Annotated in this window: 23 protein-coding genes; 20 read left to right on the top strand and 3 right to left on the bottom strand. The window is 63.0% G+C overall.

Annotation, left to right across the window (positions count from 1 at the left end; all coding sequences use genetic code 11):
* The 12 genes from ACU0B3_RS11485 to ACU0B3_RS11540 form a co-directional block, all read left to right on the top strand.
* Positions 1-441, top strand: a 441-nt coding sequence (locus tag ACU0B3_RS11485; RefSeq protein ID WP_446260997.1) for an EF-Tu C-terminal domain-related protein, incomplete at its 5' end; no start/stop codon positions are given.
* A 263-nt stretch (positions 442-704) separates the two neighbouring features.
* A complete protein-coding gene (gene rpsJ, locus ACU0B3_RS11490) occupies positions 705-1013 on the top strand; it encodes a 30S ribosomal protein S10 (protein ID WP_446260998.1) in 309 nt (102 codons plus the stop codon).
* Positions 1014-1027: 14 nt separating this feature from the next.
* Positions 1028-1876, top strand: a complete 849-nt coding sequence (gene rplC, locus ACU0B3_RS11495) for a 50S ribosomal protein L3 (protein ID WP_446260999.1) — start codon at positions 1028-1030, stop codon at positions 1874-1876.
* Positions 1876-2493, top strand: a complete 618-nt coding sequence (gene rplD, locus ACU0B3_RS11500; protein WP_446261000.1) for a 50S ribosomal protein L4 — start codon at positions 1876-1878, stop codon at positions 2491-2493. Before rplC ends, rplD begins: the two co-directional genes overlap by 1 nt.
* Positions 2490-2786: a 50S ribosomal protein L23 gene (locus tag ACU0B3_RS11505; RefSeq protein WP_050532315.1), complete on the top strand. Its 297-nt coding sequence runs from the start codon at positions 2490-2492 to the stop codon at positions 2784-2786. The genes rplD and ACU0B3_RS11505 overlap by 4 nt, the downstream gene beginning before the upstream one ends.
* A 96-nt stretch (positions 2787-2882) precedes the next feature.
* Positions 2883-3827 carry a serine hydrolase gene (locus ACU0B3_RS11510; protein WP_446261001.1) on the top strand — a complete coding sequence of 315 codons (945 nt, stop codon included), beginning with the start codon at positions 2883-2885 and terminating at the stop codon, positions 3825-3827.
* Positions 3828-4055: 228 nt separating this feature from the next.
* Positions 4056-4898: a 50S ribosomal protein L2 gene (gene rplB / locus ACU0B3_RS11515; protein ID WP_446261002.1), complete on the top strand. Its 843-nt coding sequence runs from the start codon at positions 4056-4058 to the stop codon at positions 4896-4898.
* 3 nt (positions 4899-4901) lie between these two features.
* The gene (gene rpsS / locus ACU0B3_RS11520; protein ID WP_188475774.1) at positions 4902-5180 is read left to right on the top strand and encodes a 30S ribosomal protein S19; all 279 of its coding nucleotides are present in this window, start codon (positions 4902-4904) and stop codon (positions 5178-5180) included.
* A gap of 3 nt (positions 5181-5183) precedes the next feature.
* Entirely contained in the window at positions 5184-5564 is a 381-nt protein-coding gene (gene rplV / locus ACU0B3_RS11525; protein WP_446261003.1) for a 50S ribosomal protein L22, read from the top strand.
* Complete coding sequence (gene rpsC, locus ACU0B3_RS11530) at positions 5564-6277, top strand: 30S ribosomal protein S3 (protein WP_050532319.1); 714 nt, start codon at positions 5564-5566, stop codon at positions 6275-6277. The genes rplV and rpsC overlap by 1 nt, the downstream gene beginning before the upstream one ends.
* 17 nt (positions 6278-6294) lie before the next feature.
* Complete coding sequence (gene rplP / locus ACU0B3_RS11535) at positions 6295-6708, top strand: 50S ribosomal protein L16 (protein ID WP_446261004.1); 414 nt, start codon at positions 6295-6297, stop codon at positions 6706-6708.
* A gap of 177 nt (positions 6709-6885) precedes the next feature.
* Positions 6886-7584 carry a dimethylsulfonioproprionate lyase family protein gene (locus ACU0B3_RS11540; protein ID WP_446261005.1) on the top strand — a complete coding sequence of 233 codons (699 nt, stop codon included), beginning with the start codon at positions 6886-6888 and terminating at the stop codon, positions 7582-7584.
* A 61-nt stretch (positions 7585-7645) separates the two neighbouring features.
* On the opposite strand, the gene ACU0B3_RS11545 is transcribed toward ACU0B3_RS11540, so the two are convergent.
* From ACU0B3_RS11545 to ACU0B3_RS11555, 3 genes are all read right to left on the bottom strand, one after another.
* Entirely contained in the window at positions 7646-8419 is a 774-nt protein-coding gene (locus ACU0B3_RS11545) for a delta-class carbonic anhydrase (protein ID WP_446261006.1), read from the bottom strand.
* Between the two features lie 165 nt (positions 8420-8584).
* Positions 8585-9205, bottom strand: coding sequence for a 2OG-Fe(II) oxygenase family protein (locus ACU0B3_RS11550; protein ID WP_446261007.1), 621 nt, complete (start codon positions 9203-9205; stop codon positions 8585-8587).
* Positions 9206-9247: 42 nt separating this feature from the next.
* Complete coding sequence (locus tag ACU0B3_RS11555) at positions 9248-9931, bottom strand: restriction endonuclease (protein WP_446261008.1); 684 nt, start codon at positions 9929-9931, stop codon at positions 9248-9250.
* Positions 9932-10136: 205 nt separating this feature from the next.
* Between ACU0B3_RS11555 and rpmC the strand changes: the two genes are divergently transcribed.
* The 8 genes from rpmC to rplF all read left to right on the top strand — a co-directional run bounded on the left by rpmC (position 10137) and on the right by rplF (position 13164).
* On the top strand, positions 10137-10346 hold the full coding sequence (rpmC, locus tag ACU0B3_RS11560; RefSeq protein WP_446261009.1) for a 50S ribosomal protein L29: 210 nt from the start codon (positions 10137-10139) through the stop codon (positions 10344-10346).
* On the top strand, positions 10347-10577 hold the full coding sequence (gene rpsQ / locus ACU0B3_RS11565; RefSeq protein ID WP_446261010.1) for a 30S ribosomal protein S17: 231 nt from the start codon (positions 10347-10349) through the stop codon (positions 10575-10577).
* Positions 10578-10657: 80 nt separating this feature from the next.
* On the top strand, positions 10658-11026 hold the full coding sequence (gene rplN / locus ACU0B3_RS11570) for a 50S ribosomal protein L14 (RefSeq protein WP_446261011.1): 369 nt from the start codon (positions 10658-10660) through the stop codon (positions 11024-11026).
* The gene (gene rplX, locus ACU0B3_RS11575; protein ID WP_446261012.1) at positions 11026-11331 is read left to right on the top strand and encodes a 50S ribosomal protein L24; all 306 of its coding nucleotides are present in this window, start codon (positions 11026-11028) and stop codon (positions 11329-11331) included. The genes rplN and rplX overlap by 1 nt, the downstream gene beginning before the upstream one ends.
* Positions 11331-11891, top strand: a complete 561-nt coding sequence (gene rplE / locus ACU0B3_RS11580) for a 50S ribosomal protein L5 (protein ID WP_446261013.1) — start codon at positions 11331-11333, stop codon at positions 11889-11891. Before rplX ends, rplE begins: the two co-directional genes overlap by 1 nt.
* A 15-nt stretch (positions 11892-11906) precedes the next feature.
* A complete protein-coding gene (rpsN, locus tag ACU0B3_RS11585; protein WP_446261014.1) occupies positions 11907-12212 on the top strand; it encodes a 30S ribosomal protein S14 in 306 nt (101 codons plus the stop codon).
* Positions 12213-12227: 15 nt separating this feature from the next.
* A complete protein-coding gene (rpsH, locus tag ACU0B3_RS11590) occupies positions 12228-12620 on the top strand; it encodes a 30S ribosomal protein S8 (RefSeq protein ID WP_446261015.1) in 393 nt (130 codons plus the stop codon).
* A 10-nt stretch (positions 12621-12630) separates the two neighbouring features.
* The gene (rplF, locus tag ACU0B3_RS11595; protein ID WP_446261016.1) at positions 12631-13164 is read left to right on the top strand and encodes a 50S ribosomal protein L6; all 534 of its coding nucleotides are present in this window, start codon (positions 12631-12633) and stop codon (positions 13162-13164) included.
* The last annotated feature ends 3 nt before the right edge of the window (positions 13165-13167 follow it).

Here is a 13167-nt window from a genome sequence, read left to right on the forward strand (position 1 = left end):
CGCGACACGAAGAAAACCACCTGCACGGGTGTTGAGATGTTCCGCAAGCTGCTGGATCGCGGCGAGGCGGGCGACAACATCGGCGCGCTGCTGCGCGGCATCGACCGTGAAGGTGTCGAGCGGGGCCAGGTGCTCTGCAAGCCCGGCTCGGTGACGCCGCACACGAAGTTCGAGGCCGAGGCCTACATCCTGACCAAGGACGAAGGTGGCCGCCACACGCCGTTCTTCGCGAACTACCGCCCGCAGTTCTACTTCCGCACGACGGACGTGACGGGCACGGTTCAGCTGCCCGAGGGCACGGAGATGGTGATGCCGGGCGACAACCTGAAGTTCGCGGTCGAGCTGATCGCGCCGATCGCGATGGAAGAGTCGCTGCGCTTCGCCATCCGCGAAGGTGGCCGGACCGTCGGTTCGGGTGTCGTGTCGAAGATCATCGAGTAATCGGTGATCCCGAGACGCGCCAAACAAGGTGTGTCGAAGATCATCGAGTAATCGGTGATCCCGAGACGCGCCAAACAAGGTGCGTCGAGGATAATCGAGTAAATGCTCAGCCGGGGATGGGTGCAAGCACCCATCCTACCGCGCAACACAAACGTAGGATGGGTGATCTCACCCATCCCAAAACCAAAGACGGCGCGATGAGGGGGCCGGGTGGTCCTGCCTCCTCCTCTCCGCTCACACGCCTAATCGAAGGCTGAAGAACAATGCAAAGCCAGACCATCCGCATCCGGCTCAAGGCGTTCGACTACCGCGTGCTGGACGCCAGCACGCAGGAAATCGTGAACACCGCCAAGCGCACCGGTGCCGACGTCCGCGGGCCCATCCCGCTGCCGAACAAGATCGAAAAGTTCACCGTTCTGCGCGGCCCGCACGTCAACAAGAAGTCTCGTGACCAGTGGGAGATGCGCACGCACAAGCGCATGCTCGACATCGTCGACCCGACCCCGCAAACCGTGGACGCCCTGATGAAGCTCGACCTCGCCGCCGGCGTGGATGTCGAGATCAAGGTCTAAGGAGGGCAGATCAGATGCGCTCTGGAGTGATTGCAAAGAAGGTCGGCATGACCCGGCTCTTCATGGAAGACGGCAAACAGGTCCCCGTGACCGTGCTGCAGCTCGACAAGCTCGAGGTGGTGGCGCAGCGTACGTCGGATGCCCACGGCTACACGGCTGTTCAGCTCGGTGCCGGCACGGCCAAGGCCAAACGCACGAGCCAGGCGATGCGCGGCCACTTTGCCGCCGCCAAGGTCGAGCCGAAACGCAAGATGGTCGAGTTCCGCGTGGCCCCCGAGAACCTGATCGAAGTGGGCGAGGAGATCATCGCCGACCACTACTTTGAAGGTCAGTTCGTGGACGTCACCGGCACCTCGATCGGTAAGGGCTTTGCCGGCGCGATGAAACGCCACAACTTTGGCGGTCTGCGCGCCTCGCACGGTGTCTCGATCAGCCACCGCTCGCACGGTTCGACCGGTCAGTGTCAGGACCCCGGCAAGGTCTTCAAAGGGAAGAAGATGGCCGGCCACATGGGCGCCGCCCGCGTGACGACGCAGAACCTGCAGGTCGTCAAGACCGACAGCGACCGCGGCCTGATCATGATCAAAGGCGCGGTGCCAGGCTCGAAAGGTGGCTGGGTGACGATCAAGGACGCGGTCAAGAAGCCGACGCCCGAGAACGTGATCCTGCCGGCGGCCCTGATGTCTTCCAAGAAGGAAGCGCAGCGCCTCGCCGAGGAAGCTGCAGCCGCCGCCGAAGCCGAAGCCAAAGCCGCCGAAGAGGCCGCCGCCGCCGAAGCAGCAGCAGCCGAAGAAGCCGCGCTGAAAGAAGCCGAAGCCTCGATCGAAGCCGATCAGGACGAAAACAAGGAAGGTGACGCATAATGAAACACGACGTCATCAAACTGGACGGCGGCAGCGCCGGGTCCGTCGATCTGGACGAGGCGCTCTTTGGCCTCGAGCCGCGCGGCGACATCCTGCAACGTGTGGTCCGCTGGCAGCGCAACAAAGCGCAGCAGGGCACCCACAAGGTCAAGACGCGCTCGGAAACGAGCTACTCGACCAAGAAGATCTACCGCCAAAAGGGCACCGGCGGCGCACGCCACGGTGACCGCAACGCGCCGATCTTCCGCAAGGGTGGTATCTATAAGGGCCCGACCCCGCGCAGCCACGCGCACGACCTTCCGAAGAAGGTCCGCAAGCTCGGCCTCTGCCACGCGCTCAGCGCCAAGATGAAAGCCGGCGAGCTGGTCATCATCGAGGACGCGGCGACGGCAGGCAAGACCGGCGCCCTGGCCAAGCAGGTCAAGGAGCTCGGCTGGAAGCGCGCGCTTGTGATCGACGGGGCGGAGGTCAACGCGGACTTTGCCAAGGCGGCCTCGAACATCGCAGGGCTCGACATCCTGCCGTCGATGGGCGCCAACGTCTATGACATCCTGAAACGTGATACCCTGGTCCTGACCAAGGCGGGTGTCGAAGCACTGGAGGCTCGCCTGAAATGAGCGCCAAGGCAGAACATTACGACGTGATCCGCAAGCCGATCATCACCGAGAAAACCACGATGGCGTCCGAGAACGGCGCGGTGGTCTTCGAGGTGGCGATGGCCGCGAACAAGCCGCAGATCAAGGAGGCCGTGGAAACGCTCTTTGGTGTGAAGGTGAAGGCGGTCAACACGACGATCACCAAAGGCAAAGTCAAGCGCTTCCGCGGCCAACTCGGCAAACGCGCGGACGTCAAGAAAGCCTACGTGACGCTCGAAGAAGGCAACACGATCGACGTCTCGACCGGCCTCTGACGCTTGGTCTTTGAGGTAGGGTGGGCACCTGCCCACCCTACGCAGTTTCACGAAAAGCCCCGCCGGTTGGTGGGGCTTTTTTGCGAGGGATTGGATATGCGCTGGACCTTGGTGTTTGCATTCTTGACCGTCGGCCAGAGTGTTCAGGCCGACGCGCCACAGTCTATCCGTCTTCTGTTCGAGGACGGCGCATCGGAGGTCTGGACAGAAAGCGAGGCCACGCTGGACAGCACGCCGTTTGCCATCGCGTCGGTTGGCAAGACGATGACGGCTGTGGCAGTGCTGCGCTATGTCGACCGCGGGCTGCTCGGTCTCGAGACACCAATTGTCGATACCCTGCCGGACAGGGTGCTTGAGCTGTTGCCGGACGTCGAGGGCATCACGCTCCGACACCTTCTGAACATGACCAGTGGCTTGCCGGATTACTATGACGCGTGGTTTGTCGAGCAAAGCCTGCGCAGGCCAGATCAGGTTTCCGCCCTATTGGCGTTGGATGTCCTGCGCAACGAGGGGCTGCTGTTCCAACCGGGGCTGCGTTTTAACTATTCGAACACCAATTACGTGCTGCTCGGCCTGATCCTCGAAAGCGCGGCAGGCCAAACCTATCGCGACATCATCGAGGCGGAAGTCTTTGCGCCCGCCGGCATGCGCGACGCGGTTGTATTCGGCGGCCGCCCCCTTCCCGATGGCTTTCCAAAGGGTCACGAAAGCGGCACGCATATCACAGATTATTTCACGGCGCCTGGCATGGGCGATGGCGGCGTGCTGGCTTCGGCCCGCGACGTGGTGGCGTTCTATACCGCGCTATTCGTGGATCAGACGCTGCTTTCCTCCGATGCTCTTGCCACGCTGACGGAAGATGCCAACGAAGATAGCTACGGTTTGGGGATCGACATCGATGGCGCGATCCTTGGCCACTCAGGGGGCGATCTGGGCTTTTCCAGCGACGTGCGGATCAACGTGGAGACCGGTGCAATTGCGGTGGAATTGACGGCCGAAGGAAGTGCAGACCTCGGATGGGCATTTGAAGCCGTAGAGTAGGCGTCGTCCTCAATCGGGGTTACCCAGGATGAACGGTTGACCCTTGGGTGATGCCCCACTACACGACCTCTCACAGCGATGCCTTGGATTCGTTCGGGGCCTCGTGCGTGTGGGGCAACTCACATAACACCGGCGACCTTCGGGGCGCTATACCATCGGCGGGCAACAGCCCACCTTACATAGCCCCGGATCACGTCCGGGGCGTTTGCTAAACGGAAGACAGAAAGCATGGCACTCAAGTCGTTCAAGCCGACGACGCCGGGCCAGCGCGGGCTGGTGCTGATCGACCGTTCGGAGCTGTACAAAGGACGCCCCGTCAAGGCCCTCACCGAGGGTTTGACGAAATCGGGCGGCCGGAACAACACCGGGCGGATTACATCGCGGCGTCGTGGTGGCGGGGCAAAACGCCTCTACCGGATCGTTGATTTCAAACGGACCAAGAAAGACATCGACGGCGTCGTCGTTCGGATCGAGTACGACCCGAACCGGACTGCCTTCATCGCGCTCATCCAGTACAACGATGGCGAGCAGTCCTACATCCTGGCACCGCAGCGTCTGGCGGTCGGCGACAAGGTCGTCTCGAGCCAGAAAGCGGACATCAAGCCGGGCAATACCATGCCCTTCAGCGGCATGCCGATCGGCACGATCGTGCACAACATCGAGCTGAAACCCGGCAAGGGCGGCCAGATCGCACGCGCGGCAGGCACCTACGCCCAGTTCGTCGGTCGTGACGGCGGCTACGCGCAGATCCGACTCAGCTCGGGCGAATTGCGCATGGTGCGCCAGGAGTGCCTGGCGACGGTCGGCGCGGTCTCGAACCCCGATAACTCGAACCAGAACTTCGGGAAAGCGGGCCGGATGCGCCACAAGGGCAAGCGTCCGAGCGTCCGCGGTGTCGTGATGAACCCGGTCGATCACCCGCACGGCGGTGGTGAAGGCCGCACCTCGGGCGGCCGTACGCCGGTCACGCCATGGGGTGTCGACACCAAGGGCAAACGCACCCGGAACAAGAACAAGGCCAGCCAAAAGCTCATCATCCGCTCGCGGCACGCCAAGAGAAAGGGGCGCTAACATATGTCTCGCTCTGTTTGGAAAGGCCCCTTCGTCGACGCTTACGTGCTGAAAAAAGCCGAAGCGGCGCGCGACTCGGGGCGGAACGAAGTGATCAAGATCTGGTCGCGTCGCTCCACCATCCTGCCGCAGTTCGTTGGCCTCACCTTCGGTGTGTACAACGGACAAAAGCACGTCCCGGTCAACGTGACCGAGGACATGATCGGCCAGAAGTTTGGCGAATACTCCCCCACGCGGACCTACTACGGCCACGCGGCGGACAAAAAAGCGAAACGGAAGTAAGTCATGGGCAAGGAAAAGAACCCCCGCCGCGTGGCTGACAACGAAGCCATGGCGAAGCTGCGGATGCTGCGCACCAGCCCGCAGAAACTCAACCTCGTGGCCCAGCTGATCCGCGGCAAGAAGGTGGAAAAGGCCCTGCAGGACCTCACCTTCTCGCAAAAACGCATCTCGGACGACGTGCGCAAGTGCCTCCAGTCGGCGATTGCGAACGCGGAAAACAACCACAACCTGGACGTAGACGAGCTGATCGTGGCCGAGGCGTATGTCGGCAAGAATCTGGTGATGAAGCGTGGCCGTCCGCGGGCGCGTGGCCGGTTTGGCCGCATCAACAAGCCGTTCTCGGAACTGACCATCAAGGTCCGCCAGATTGAGGAGCAAGCCTGATGGGTAACAAAACCAATCCGATTGGCATGCGCGTCCAGGTCAACCGCACCTGGGACAGCCGCTGGTACGCCGACACCAAGGATTACGGTGATCTTCTGCTCGAAGACATCAAGATCCGCGACTTCATCCACGAAGAGTGCAAGCAGGCCGGCGTGGCCCGCGTCATCATCGAGCGTCCGCACAAGAAGTGCCGCGTGACGATCCACACGGCGCGTCCGGGTGTGATCATCGGCAAGAAAGGTGCGGATATCGAGACGCTGCGCAAAAAGGTCGCCAACATGACCGACAGCGAGCTGCACCTCAACATCGTCGAGGTGCGCAAGCCCGAGCTCGACGCCCAGCTTGTGGGTGAGAGCATCGCGCAGCAGCTCGAGCGTCGTGTGTCCTTCCGCCGTGCGATGAAACGTGCCGTGCAGAACGCCATGCGCATGGGCGCCCTGGGCATCCGGGTCAACGTCGCGGGCCGCCTTGGCGGTGCCGAGATCGCCCGGACCGAGTGGTACCGCGAGGGCCGTGTGCCCCTGCACACGCTGCGTGCCGACATCGACTATGCCAACGTCGAGGCGACCACCGCCTACGGCATCATCGGCATCAAGGTCTGGATCTTCAAAGGCGAGATCATGGAACATGATCCGTCCGCACGGGATCGCAAGGCGCAGGAGCTGCAAGACGGCCCCGCACCGCGCGGCGCCGGCGGCGGTCGCCGGAATTAAGGGTGAGGACGTAAGCAATGCTTCAGCCAAAACGCACAAAATTCCGCAAGATGCACAAGGGCCGCATCCACGGTGAGGCCAAGGGCGGCTCCGACGTCTCCTTTGGCACCTACGGTCTCAAGGCAACCACGCCCGAGCGCGTGACCGCCCGCCAGATCGAGGCCGCGCGCCGTGCGATGACGCGTCACATGAAACGGCAGGGCAAGGTGTGGATCCGCATCTTCCCCGACACGCCCGTGACCTCCAAGCCGGTCGAAGTCCGGATGGGTAAAGGTAAGGGCTCGGTCGATTACTGGGCCTGCAAGGTCAAGCCGGGCCGCGTGATGTTCGAGATCGACGGCGTGAACGACGACATCGCCCGCGAGGCCCTGCGCCTCGCCGCCATGAAACTGCCGGTCAAAACCCGCGTGGTGGTCCGCGAGGACTGGTAAGCGGGCGGCGCAAAATGCGCACCAGCCAATCAAGGAAAGCCCCTCCGCACCTCGCGGCGGGGCTTTTTGCTTGGAAAATGAACGAGTTTTCCGATCGGCGCCGCTTTGGTGCAACGTCGGGCGGATTTGCACGATTTACGTTTTGACTGTGCGCCGCAGACGCGTAGACGGCGCGGTATGAGCACGGTTCTTTACCCCACCCCGCAGGCTGAATTTACGCCGCTGACGCTGCCTGAGGCGCCGGACTGGCATTACCTGCTGAGCGACTTTTACGAGCTCTACCGGCATCTGCCGGCGGGGGGCAGTACGGCGATCCGCGGTCATCAGCGTCAGGTGCGCGAGCGCATCCGCAAGGTGATGACGAGCAAGGCGGTCGTGCACCGCGCCGAGCCGGTCCTGAAACCGGCCGTGCGCCATCTGCGCCGGGCCTTTGACCTCGGCAAGGAAACGCAGCACGCGCATTTCATCCGCGCGCTGGAGGCGGTCGCCGAACAGCTGGTCTGGGAATACGGCTACGAAAAGGTGCCGCGCGGGCTTAGCCAGAAATACGCCTATGCAGAGCTTGCCGGGCCGAACGGGCCGGTTCTGACCGATCAGGTGATCCTCGGCCTCGTGCTCTTTGCGCCGGGTTGCGTCTACCCCGCGCATGCGCATGACGGCATTTCCGAGAGCTACATCTGCCTGAGCGGCGCGGTGTCGGAGAACGATCAGGGCGTCTATGCGCCCGGTTCGCTCATCTACAACCCGCCGGGTCGGGTGCACCGGATCACGACGGCGCAGAATACACCGTCGCTTTTGTGCTACGCTTGGACGGGCGACCCGGAGAAGCTGGCGCATCAAAAGATGACGTTTACCCGGCCACGCACCGTTAAGTGATGAGGCCGGACGGTGACAGGTAAGGTGGGCAGATGCCCACCCTACGCCTGCAGCCACCGCATCAGTTAATGTCGGAGATCAGGTCCGGGTTGGTCACGAGGTTGCGCACGCCATGCGCGTGATCCTCATCAAAGACGTTGTTGCCGAGCCATGTTCCGACGGTTGCGATGTTCACCTTCTTCACGCGGGGACGCACGGACCAGGTCACCTGAAACGGCGAGCCCTTTTCGTTGTACCCCGGGCCGGTGGTGGAGCCCGGGTAGACGATCGGGCGACCGGTGTCGTTCGGCAGGCCCGTCGCCTGGTGCAGCCCGTCCACCATCGCCACCTCGGTCAGCGCCATGAAGTCGCCTGCCGCGGCGTCGTTCACCAGAACATAGACCTGTGTCTCGACCCGCAGCTGCGGGTTGTTGATCGCGTCGTTGAGGCAGGCGCCCAGCGTCGGCCCCGGCGTGATCTGCGCGGTGGAGTGGACGTAATGCACTTCGATCGTGTCACCCGGAACAAGGTCTCCATGCTCGGACGCGCCGACCTTGACGTCGAGCGGCGCAAGCTCGGCTTCGGTCAAGTCGCCCGTGTAGAGGTAGCCCGACCCGTAGCCGGTTCCGTCGCCATTGCCGGCGTACCGGGTGAACTGGCCGCCGCGATGCTCCGCCCCTTCGTGGAAGTGGATGTTGCAGAGATTCATCTCGGTATAGGCGGGCGCGCGGCCAAACCGGATCGGGTTCTCCCCCTCAAGTGTGTCGAGATCGCGCGGCGACTGCGGACCGTAGCCTTTGCCCGACGTCTCGGCCGCAAGCGCGGCACGCTGCGCGGCGATGACCTCATCGCTCACGGATGCGGTCTCTGCCGCTGCACCGCCCGCCAGCGCGGCAGCGCACAATGCGGTTGCCCGCACCAAATCTTTGCACACCATCATCAAATTCCCTCATTAAGATATGTCAGATGATGTACGACCTTCGGACCCAAGGCAATGAAAACACAAGATCGCGGGCGGGTCTTACCCCCAGGCGTAGTTGAAGCTCACCGAGATGCGATCGTCTTCGGCCATGTTCATCGGGACCTCGTGGCGGAGCCAGCTTTCCCAGAGGAGCACGTCCCCGACGTTCGGCGCGACATAGACAAAGGGTTTCAGCGCCTCTGGCGCGTCCGCGAGGCGGGGCGGGGCGGCCATCATCATGGCAAGGCGCGGATCCTCGAACTTGATCGACGACGTGCCCTCGGGAAGCGCCACGTAGGTTGTGCCGGAAATCACCGAATGCGGGTGGATGTGCGCGGTGTGGATACCGCCCTCGGGCAGGATGTTGATCCAGAGGTCCTCGAGCTTGAGCGCCCGCTCGCCGAGGTCGAAGTGCAGCTCCTTGGAAAAGGCGGCGACGTGGGCGTCCAGAACCTTCACCAGATCGGCAAAGATCGGGAAGCGCCACGGCAGGTCGGTCAAAGACGCATAAGACGTGTAGCCGGGGAAGGCGTTGGCCTCGCACCAGTCTTGCCCGGCCTCGTCGTCCTCGGCAATCGCGAGGCAGGACATCTCCATCTCGCGTGCGTCGATGGCGGGCGCGTGCTCGGAGAGCGGCGCGTGGTAGAGGGGCGTGGCAAAGAGCGTGCGGGTCTTAGGCATGCGCGGGGTGTAGCCGGTTTTGACCCGTCCGGCGAGCCTGATTCACGCAAAGGCGCGCAGGTGCAGATCCGGGATGTCGCGCGGTGTGAGCAGGAGCACGTTCGTGGCCTCGGCGAGGGCCTTGGCGCTGCGGGTAAAGCGGCCGGTGCTGAGGACCGCCGCACGGTCGAGGCCGTGGAACTCGGCGCCGGCATAGGCTTCCTGCACGGCGCTGTTGCCGACGCTGCCGGAGTAGAGCTTGCACTGCACGCCGAGGCTGCGCCCGCCCTGCCGGGCCACGACGTCGATGCCCTGATCGCCGGTCTCGCCTGAGGCGCGGGCCTGCCATCCATAGAGGGTCAGGCTGCGCGCCACCCAATGCTCGAACGCGGCGGCGTCGGCTGGGTAGGCTTTCGGGTCGAACCCGTCCGTGGCATCGGCCTCCGCGCGTTTGGAGAGCACGTCCGCCACGATCCGGTGCATGGCGCGGGGCGTGAGCCGGGTGTGGTCGAACCCGACGGAGGTGCAGAATTCTTCCAGCACCGCGTCCCGCCGGTCGCTGGTGACTGCGCCGTAGGCGTTGACCTTGACCGCTTTGGCAAGGCTGCGTGCCAGGGCCCGGTCGTGCTCCGTCACATGCCGGCGAAACACCCGCCGCGCACGGCGCGCCCGGTGCAGCGCCAACCCCAGGCCAAGCGTCACGCCCTGCGCCCCCAGCACCATATATACCGTGGTGATCCCATCCATCTGGTGTCTCCGGCTACCTTGTGCACCTTATGTCGATGCACTGCGGCAAGGATGTGGCAGGCCGCGCGAAACACCTCTCGGCACTGCGGAAAATAGGGGGTTGCGCGGGCAGGGCAGGGCAAGTATCAGCCGCGCACACTCCACTCCACCAGAGCTTGCGGTGACCCTTCGGGGGCCGGCTGGTGATGTTGAAAAGGATCAGGCGATGAACGCCACTGAACTGCGGGACAAGTCTCCCGATCAGCTCCGTGAAGAGCTGGTGAACCTCAAGAAAGAAGCCTTCAACCTGCGCTTCCAGGCCGCCACCGGCAGCCTCGAAAATCCCGCGCGCATCCGTCAGGTGCGCCGTGATGTGGCCCGGGTGAAAACGATTCTGAACGAAAAGGCCGCGTCCGCGGCAGCGGAGGCCTTATAGATGCCCAAACGTATCCTGCAAGGCACCGTCACATCGAACGCGAACGAGCAGACCGTCACGGTCTCGGTCGAGCGCCGTTTCACGCATCCGGTTCTCAAAAAGACGATCCGGAAGTCGAAGAAGTACCGCGCCCACGACGAGCAGAACAAATGCGAAGTCGGGCAAACGGTCCGCATCATCGAATGCGCACCGCGGTCCAAAACCAAACGTTGGGAGGTGCTGGAGGCGTAAGCCTTCCGCGCCTTTCGCGCTTTTAGCGAAACCCTGGGGCCCATGACTGCAAAGCGGTCCCAAAGGTCGGGAGAAACCAAATGATCCAGATGCAGACCAATCTGGATGTTGCTGACAATTCCGGTGCCCGGAAAGTTCAGTGCATCAAGGTCCTGGGTGGTTCCAAGCGTAAGTACGCGTCCGTGGGCGACATCATCGTCGTCTCGGTCAAGGAAGCCATCCCGCGCGGCCGCGTGAAAAAGGGCGACGTCCGCAAGGCCGTCGTCGTGCGCACCGCCAAGGAAGTTCGCCGCGAAGACGGCACCGCAATCCGCTTTGACCGCAACGCCGCGGTCATCCTGAACAACGCGAACGAGCCGGTTGGCACGCGTATCTTCGGGCCGGTGGTGCGCGAGCTGCGTGGCAAGAGCTTCATGAAAATCATCTCGCTCGCGCCGGAGGTGCTCTGATGGCTGCCAAGCTGAAAACAGGTGACAAGGTCGTCGTGCTGGCGGGCAAGGACAAAGGCAAGACCGGGACCATCAGTTCCGTCGACCCCAAGGCCGGCAAAGCCGTCGTCGATGGCATCAACATCGCCATCCGCCACCAGCGCCAGACCCAAACGACCCAAGGTGGCCGCACGCCCAAGGCGCTGCCGATCCAGCTGTCGAACCTGGCGTTCGTCGATGCCAACGGCAAAGCGTCTCGCGTCGGCTTCCGCATGGAAGACGGCAAGAAGGTCCGCTTCGCCAAGACAACGGGAGACGTGATCTGATGCTCGACACCAGCTCTTACACCCCCCGCCTCAAGGCCCAGTACAAAGACAGCATCCGTGCCGCCCTCAAAGAAGAGTTCGGCTACAAGAACGACATGCAAATCCCGCGCCTGGACAAGATCGTCCTCAACATCGGCTGCGGGGCAGAGGCCGTGAAGGACTCCAAGAAAGCCAAATCGGCTGTCGAGGATCTCACGGCCATCGCCGGGCAAAAAGCGATGACGACCATTGCCAAGAACTCGATCGCGGGCTTCCGCGTTCGCGAAGGCATGCCGCTCGGTGCCAAGGTCACCCTGCGGGGCGACCGGATGTACGATTTCCTCGATCGCCTGATCACCATCGCAATGCCGCGCATCCGCGACTTCCGCGGTGTGAAGCCGTCGTTCGACGGACGCGGCAACTTTGCCATGGGCATGAAGGAGCACATCGTGTTCCCCGAGATCGACTTTGACAAGGTGGACGAGACCTGGGGTCTCGACATCGTCATGACGACCACGGCGGACACCGATGCCGAAGCGAAATCGCTTCTCAAGCACTTCAACATGCCCTTTACGAGCTGAGCCAGGAGAGATCACATGGCCAAAAAAGCAATGATCGAACGCGAGAAGAAGCGTCAAAAGCTCGTGGACCGCTACGCAGCCAAGCGCGCCGAGCTCAAAGAGATCGCGAACGACGAGTCGAAACCGATGGAAGAGCGCTTCAAAGCCCGCCTCAAGCTGGCGAAGCTGCCGCGCAACTCCTCGCCCACGCGCCTGCACAACCGCTGCCAGCTGACCGGTCGTCCCCACGCGTACTACCGCAAGCTGAAAATCAGCCGTATTGCCCTGCGCGACCTGGCCTCGAACGGTCAGCTGCCGGGCATGGTCAAGTCGAGCTGGTAAGGGGAGGTCTGAGATATGAACGATCCTATCGGTGATATGCTGACCCGCATCCGCAACAGCCAGCTCCGCGGCAAGTCGGTGGTCTCGACCCCGGCCTCCAAGCTGCGCGGCTGGGTGCTCGATGTGCTGGCAGACGAGGGCTACATCCGCGGCTACGAAAGCGGCACGGATGCCAAAGGCCATCCGACGCTGGAAATCAGCCTCAAGTACTTCGATGGCCAGCCAGTCATCCGCGAGCTCAAGCGGGTCTCGACCCCCGGCCGCCGCGTGTACATGGGTGTCAGCGACATCCCCTCGGTCCGCCAGGGCCTGGGTGTCTCGATCGTGTCCACGCCCAAGGGCGTGATGTCGGATGCAAACGCGCGCGCAGCCAATGTCGGCGGCGAAGTGCTTTGCACCGTGTTCTAAGGAGGGGCGCATGTCTCGTATTGGCAAAAAGCCGGTTGAGCTGCCCTCGGGTGTGTCTGCGTCCCTGTCGGGCCAGACCATCGAGGTGAAGGGTCCCAAGGGCACCCAGAGCTTTACCGCATCGGACGACGTGACGATCACCATCGACGGCGACGTCGTGACGGTGGACCCGCGTGGCAAATCCAAGCGCGCGCGCCAGCAGTGGGGCATGTCCCGCACGATGGTGGCGAACATGGTCCATGGCGTGTCGAACACGTTCAAGAAAGAGCTGGAAATCCACGGCGTCGGTTACCGCGCTCAGCTGCAGGGGAACACCCTCAAGCTGAACCTCGGCCTCAGCCACGACGTGAACTTCGAAGTGCCCTCCGAGGTGACGGTGACCGTGCCGAAACCGACCGAGATCACGGTCGAGGGCCACGACGCTCAACTGGTCGGGCAGGTTGCCGCGAACATTCGCGACTGGCGCCGCCCGGAGCCCTACAAGGGCAAAGGTATCCGCTACAAAGGCGAGTATATCTTCCAGAAAGAAGGCAAGAAGAAGTAAGGA

It is taken from the genome of Pseudaestuariivita sp., from assembly GCF_052825805.1.

Excerpts from the sequence above, each read along its gene's own strand:
- rplB (WP_446261002.1), top strand. The coding sequence starts at position 4,056 with ATGGCACTCAAGTCGTTCAAGCCGACGACGCCGGGCCAGCGCGGGCTG.
- rplF (WP_446261016.1), top strand. The coding sequence starts at position 12,631 with ATGTCTCGTATTGGCAAAAAGCCGGTTGAGCTGCCCTCGGGTGTGTCT.
- rplC (WP_446260999.1), top strand. The coding sequence starts at position 1,028 with ATGCGCTCTGGAGTGATTGCAAAGAAGGTCGGCATGACCCGGCTCTTC.
- rpsJ (WP_446260998.1), top strand. The coding sequence starts at position 705 with ATGCAAAGCCAGACCATCCGCATCCGGCTCAAGGCGTTCGACTACCGC.
- rplV (WP_446261003.1), top strand. The coding sequence starts at position 5,184 with ATGGGCAAGGAAAAGAACCCCCGCCGCGTGGCTGACAACGAAGCCATG.
- rplP (WP_446261004.1), top strand. The coding sequence starts at position 6,295 with ATGCTTCAGCCAAAACGCACAAAATTCCGCAAGATGCACAAGGGCCGC.
- rplN (WP_446261011.1), top strand. The coding sequence starts at position 10,658 with ATGATCCAGATGCAGACCAATCTGGATGTTGCTGACAATTCCGGTGCC.
- rpmC (WP_446261009.1), top strand. The coding sequence starts at position 10,137 with ATGAACGCCACTGAACTGCGGGACAAGTCTCCCGATCAGCTCCGTGAA.
- rplE (WP_446261013.1), top strand. The coding sequence starts at position 11,331 with ATGCTCGACACCAGCTCTTACACCCCCCGCCTCAAGGCCCAGTACAAA.
- rpsC (WP_050532319.1), top strand. The coding sequence starts at position 5,564 with ATGGGTAACAAAACCAATCCGATTGGCATGCGCGTCCAGGTCAACCGC.
- ACU0B3_RS11510 (WP_446261001.1), top strand. The coding sequence starts at position 2,883 with ATGCGCTGGACCTTGGTGTTTGCATTCTTGACCGTCGGCCAGAGTGTT.
- rpsH (WP_446261015.1), top strand. The coding sequence starts at position 12,228 with ATGAACGATCCTATCGGTGATATGCTGACCCGCATCCGCAACAGCCAG.
- rplD (WP_446261000.1), top strand. The coding sequence starts at position 1,876 with ATGAAACACGACGTCATCAAACTGGACGGCGGCAGCGCCGGGTCCGTC.
- ACU0B3_RS11555 (WP_446261008.1), bottom strand. The coding sequence starts at position 9,931 with ATGGATGGGATCACCACGGTATATATGGTGCTGGGGGCGCAGGGCGTG.
- ACU0B3_RS11550 (WP_446261007.1), bottom strand. The coding sequence starts at position 9,205 with ATGCCTAAGACCCGCACGCTCTTTGCCACGCCCCTCTACCACGCGCCG.
- ACU0B3_RS11505 (WP_050532315.1), top strand. The coding sequence starts at position 2,490 with ATGAGCGCCAAGGCAGAACATTACGACGTGATCCGCAAGCCGATCATC.
- ACU0B3_RS11540 (WP_446261005.1), top strand. The coding sequence starts at position 6,886 with ATGAGCACGGTTCTTTACCCCACCCCGCAGGCTGAATTTACGCCGCTG.
- rplX (WP_446261012.1), top strand. The coding sequence starts at position 11,026 with ATGGCTGCCAAGCTGAAAACAGGTGACAAGGTCGTCGTGCTGGCGGGC.
- rpsN (WP_446261014.1), top strand. The coding sequence starts at position 11,907 with ATGGCCAAAAAAGCAATGATCGAACGCGAGAAGAAGCGTCAAAAGCTC.
- rpsS (WP_188475774.1), top strand. The coding sequence starts at position 4,902 with ATGTCTCGCTCTGTTTGGAAAGGCCCCTTCGTCGACGCTTACGTGCTG.
- rpsQ (WP_446261010.1), top strand. The coding sequence starts at position 10,347 with ATGCCCAAACGTATCCTGCAAGGCACCGTCACATCGAACGCGAACGAG.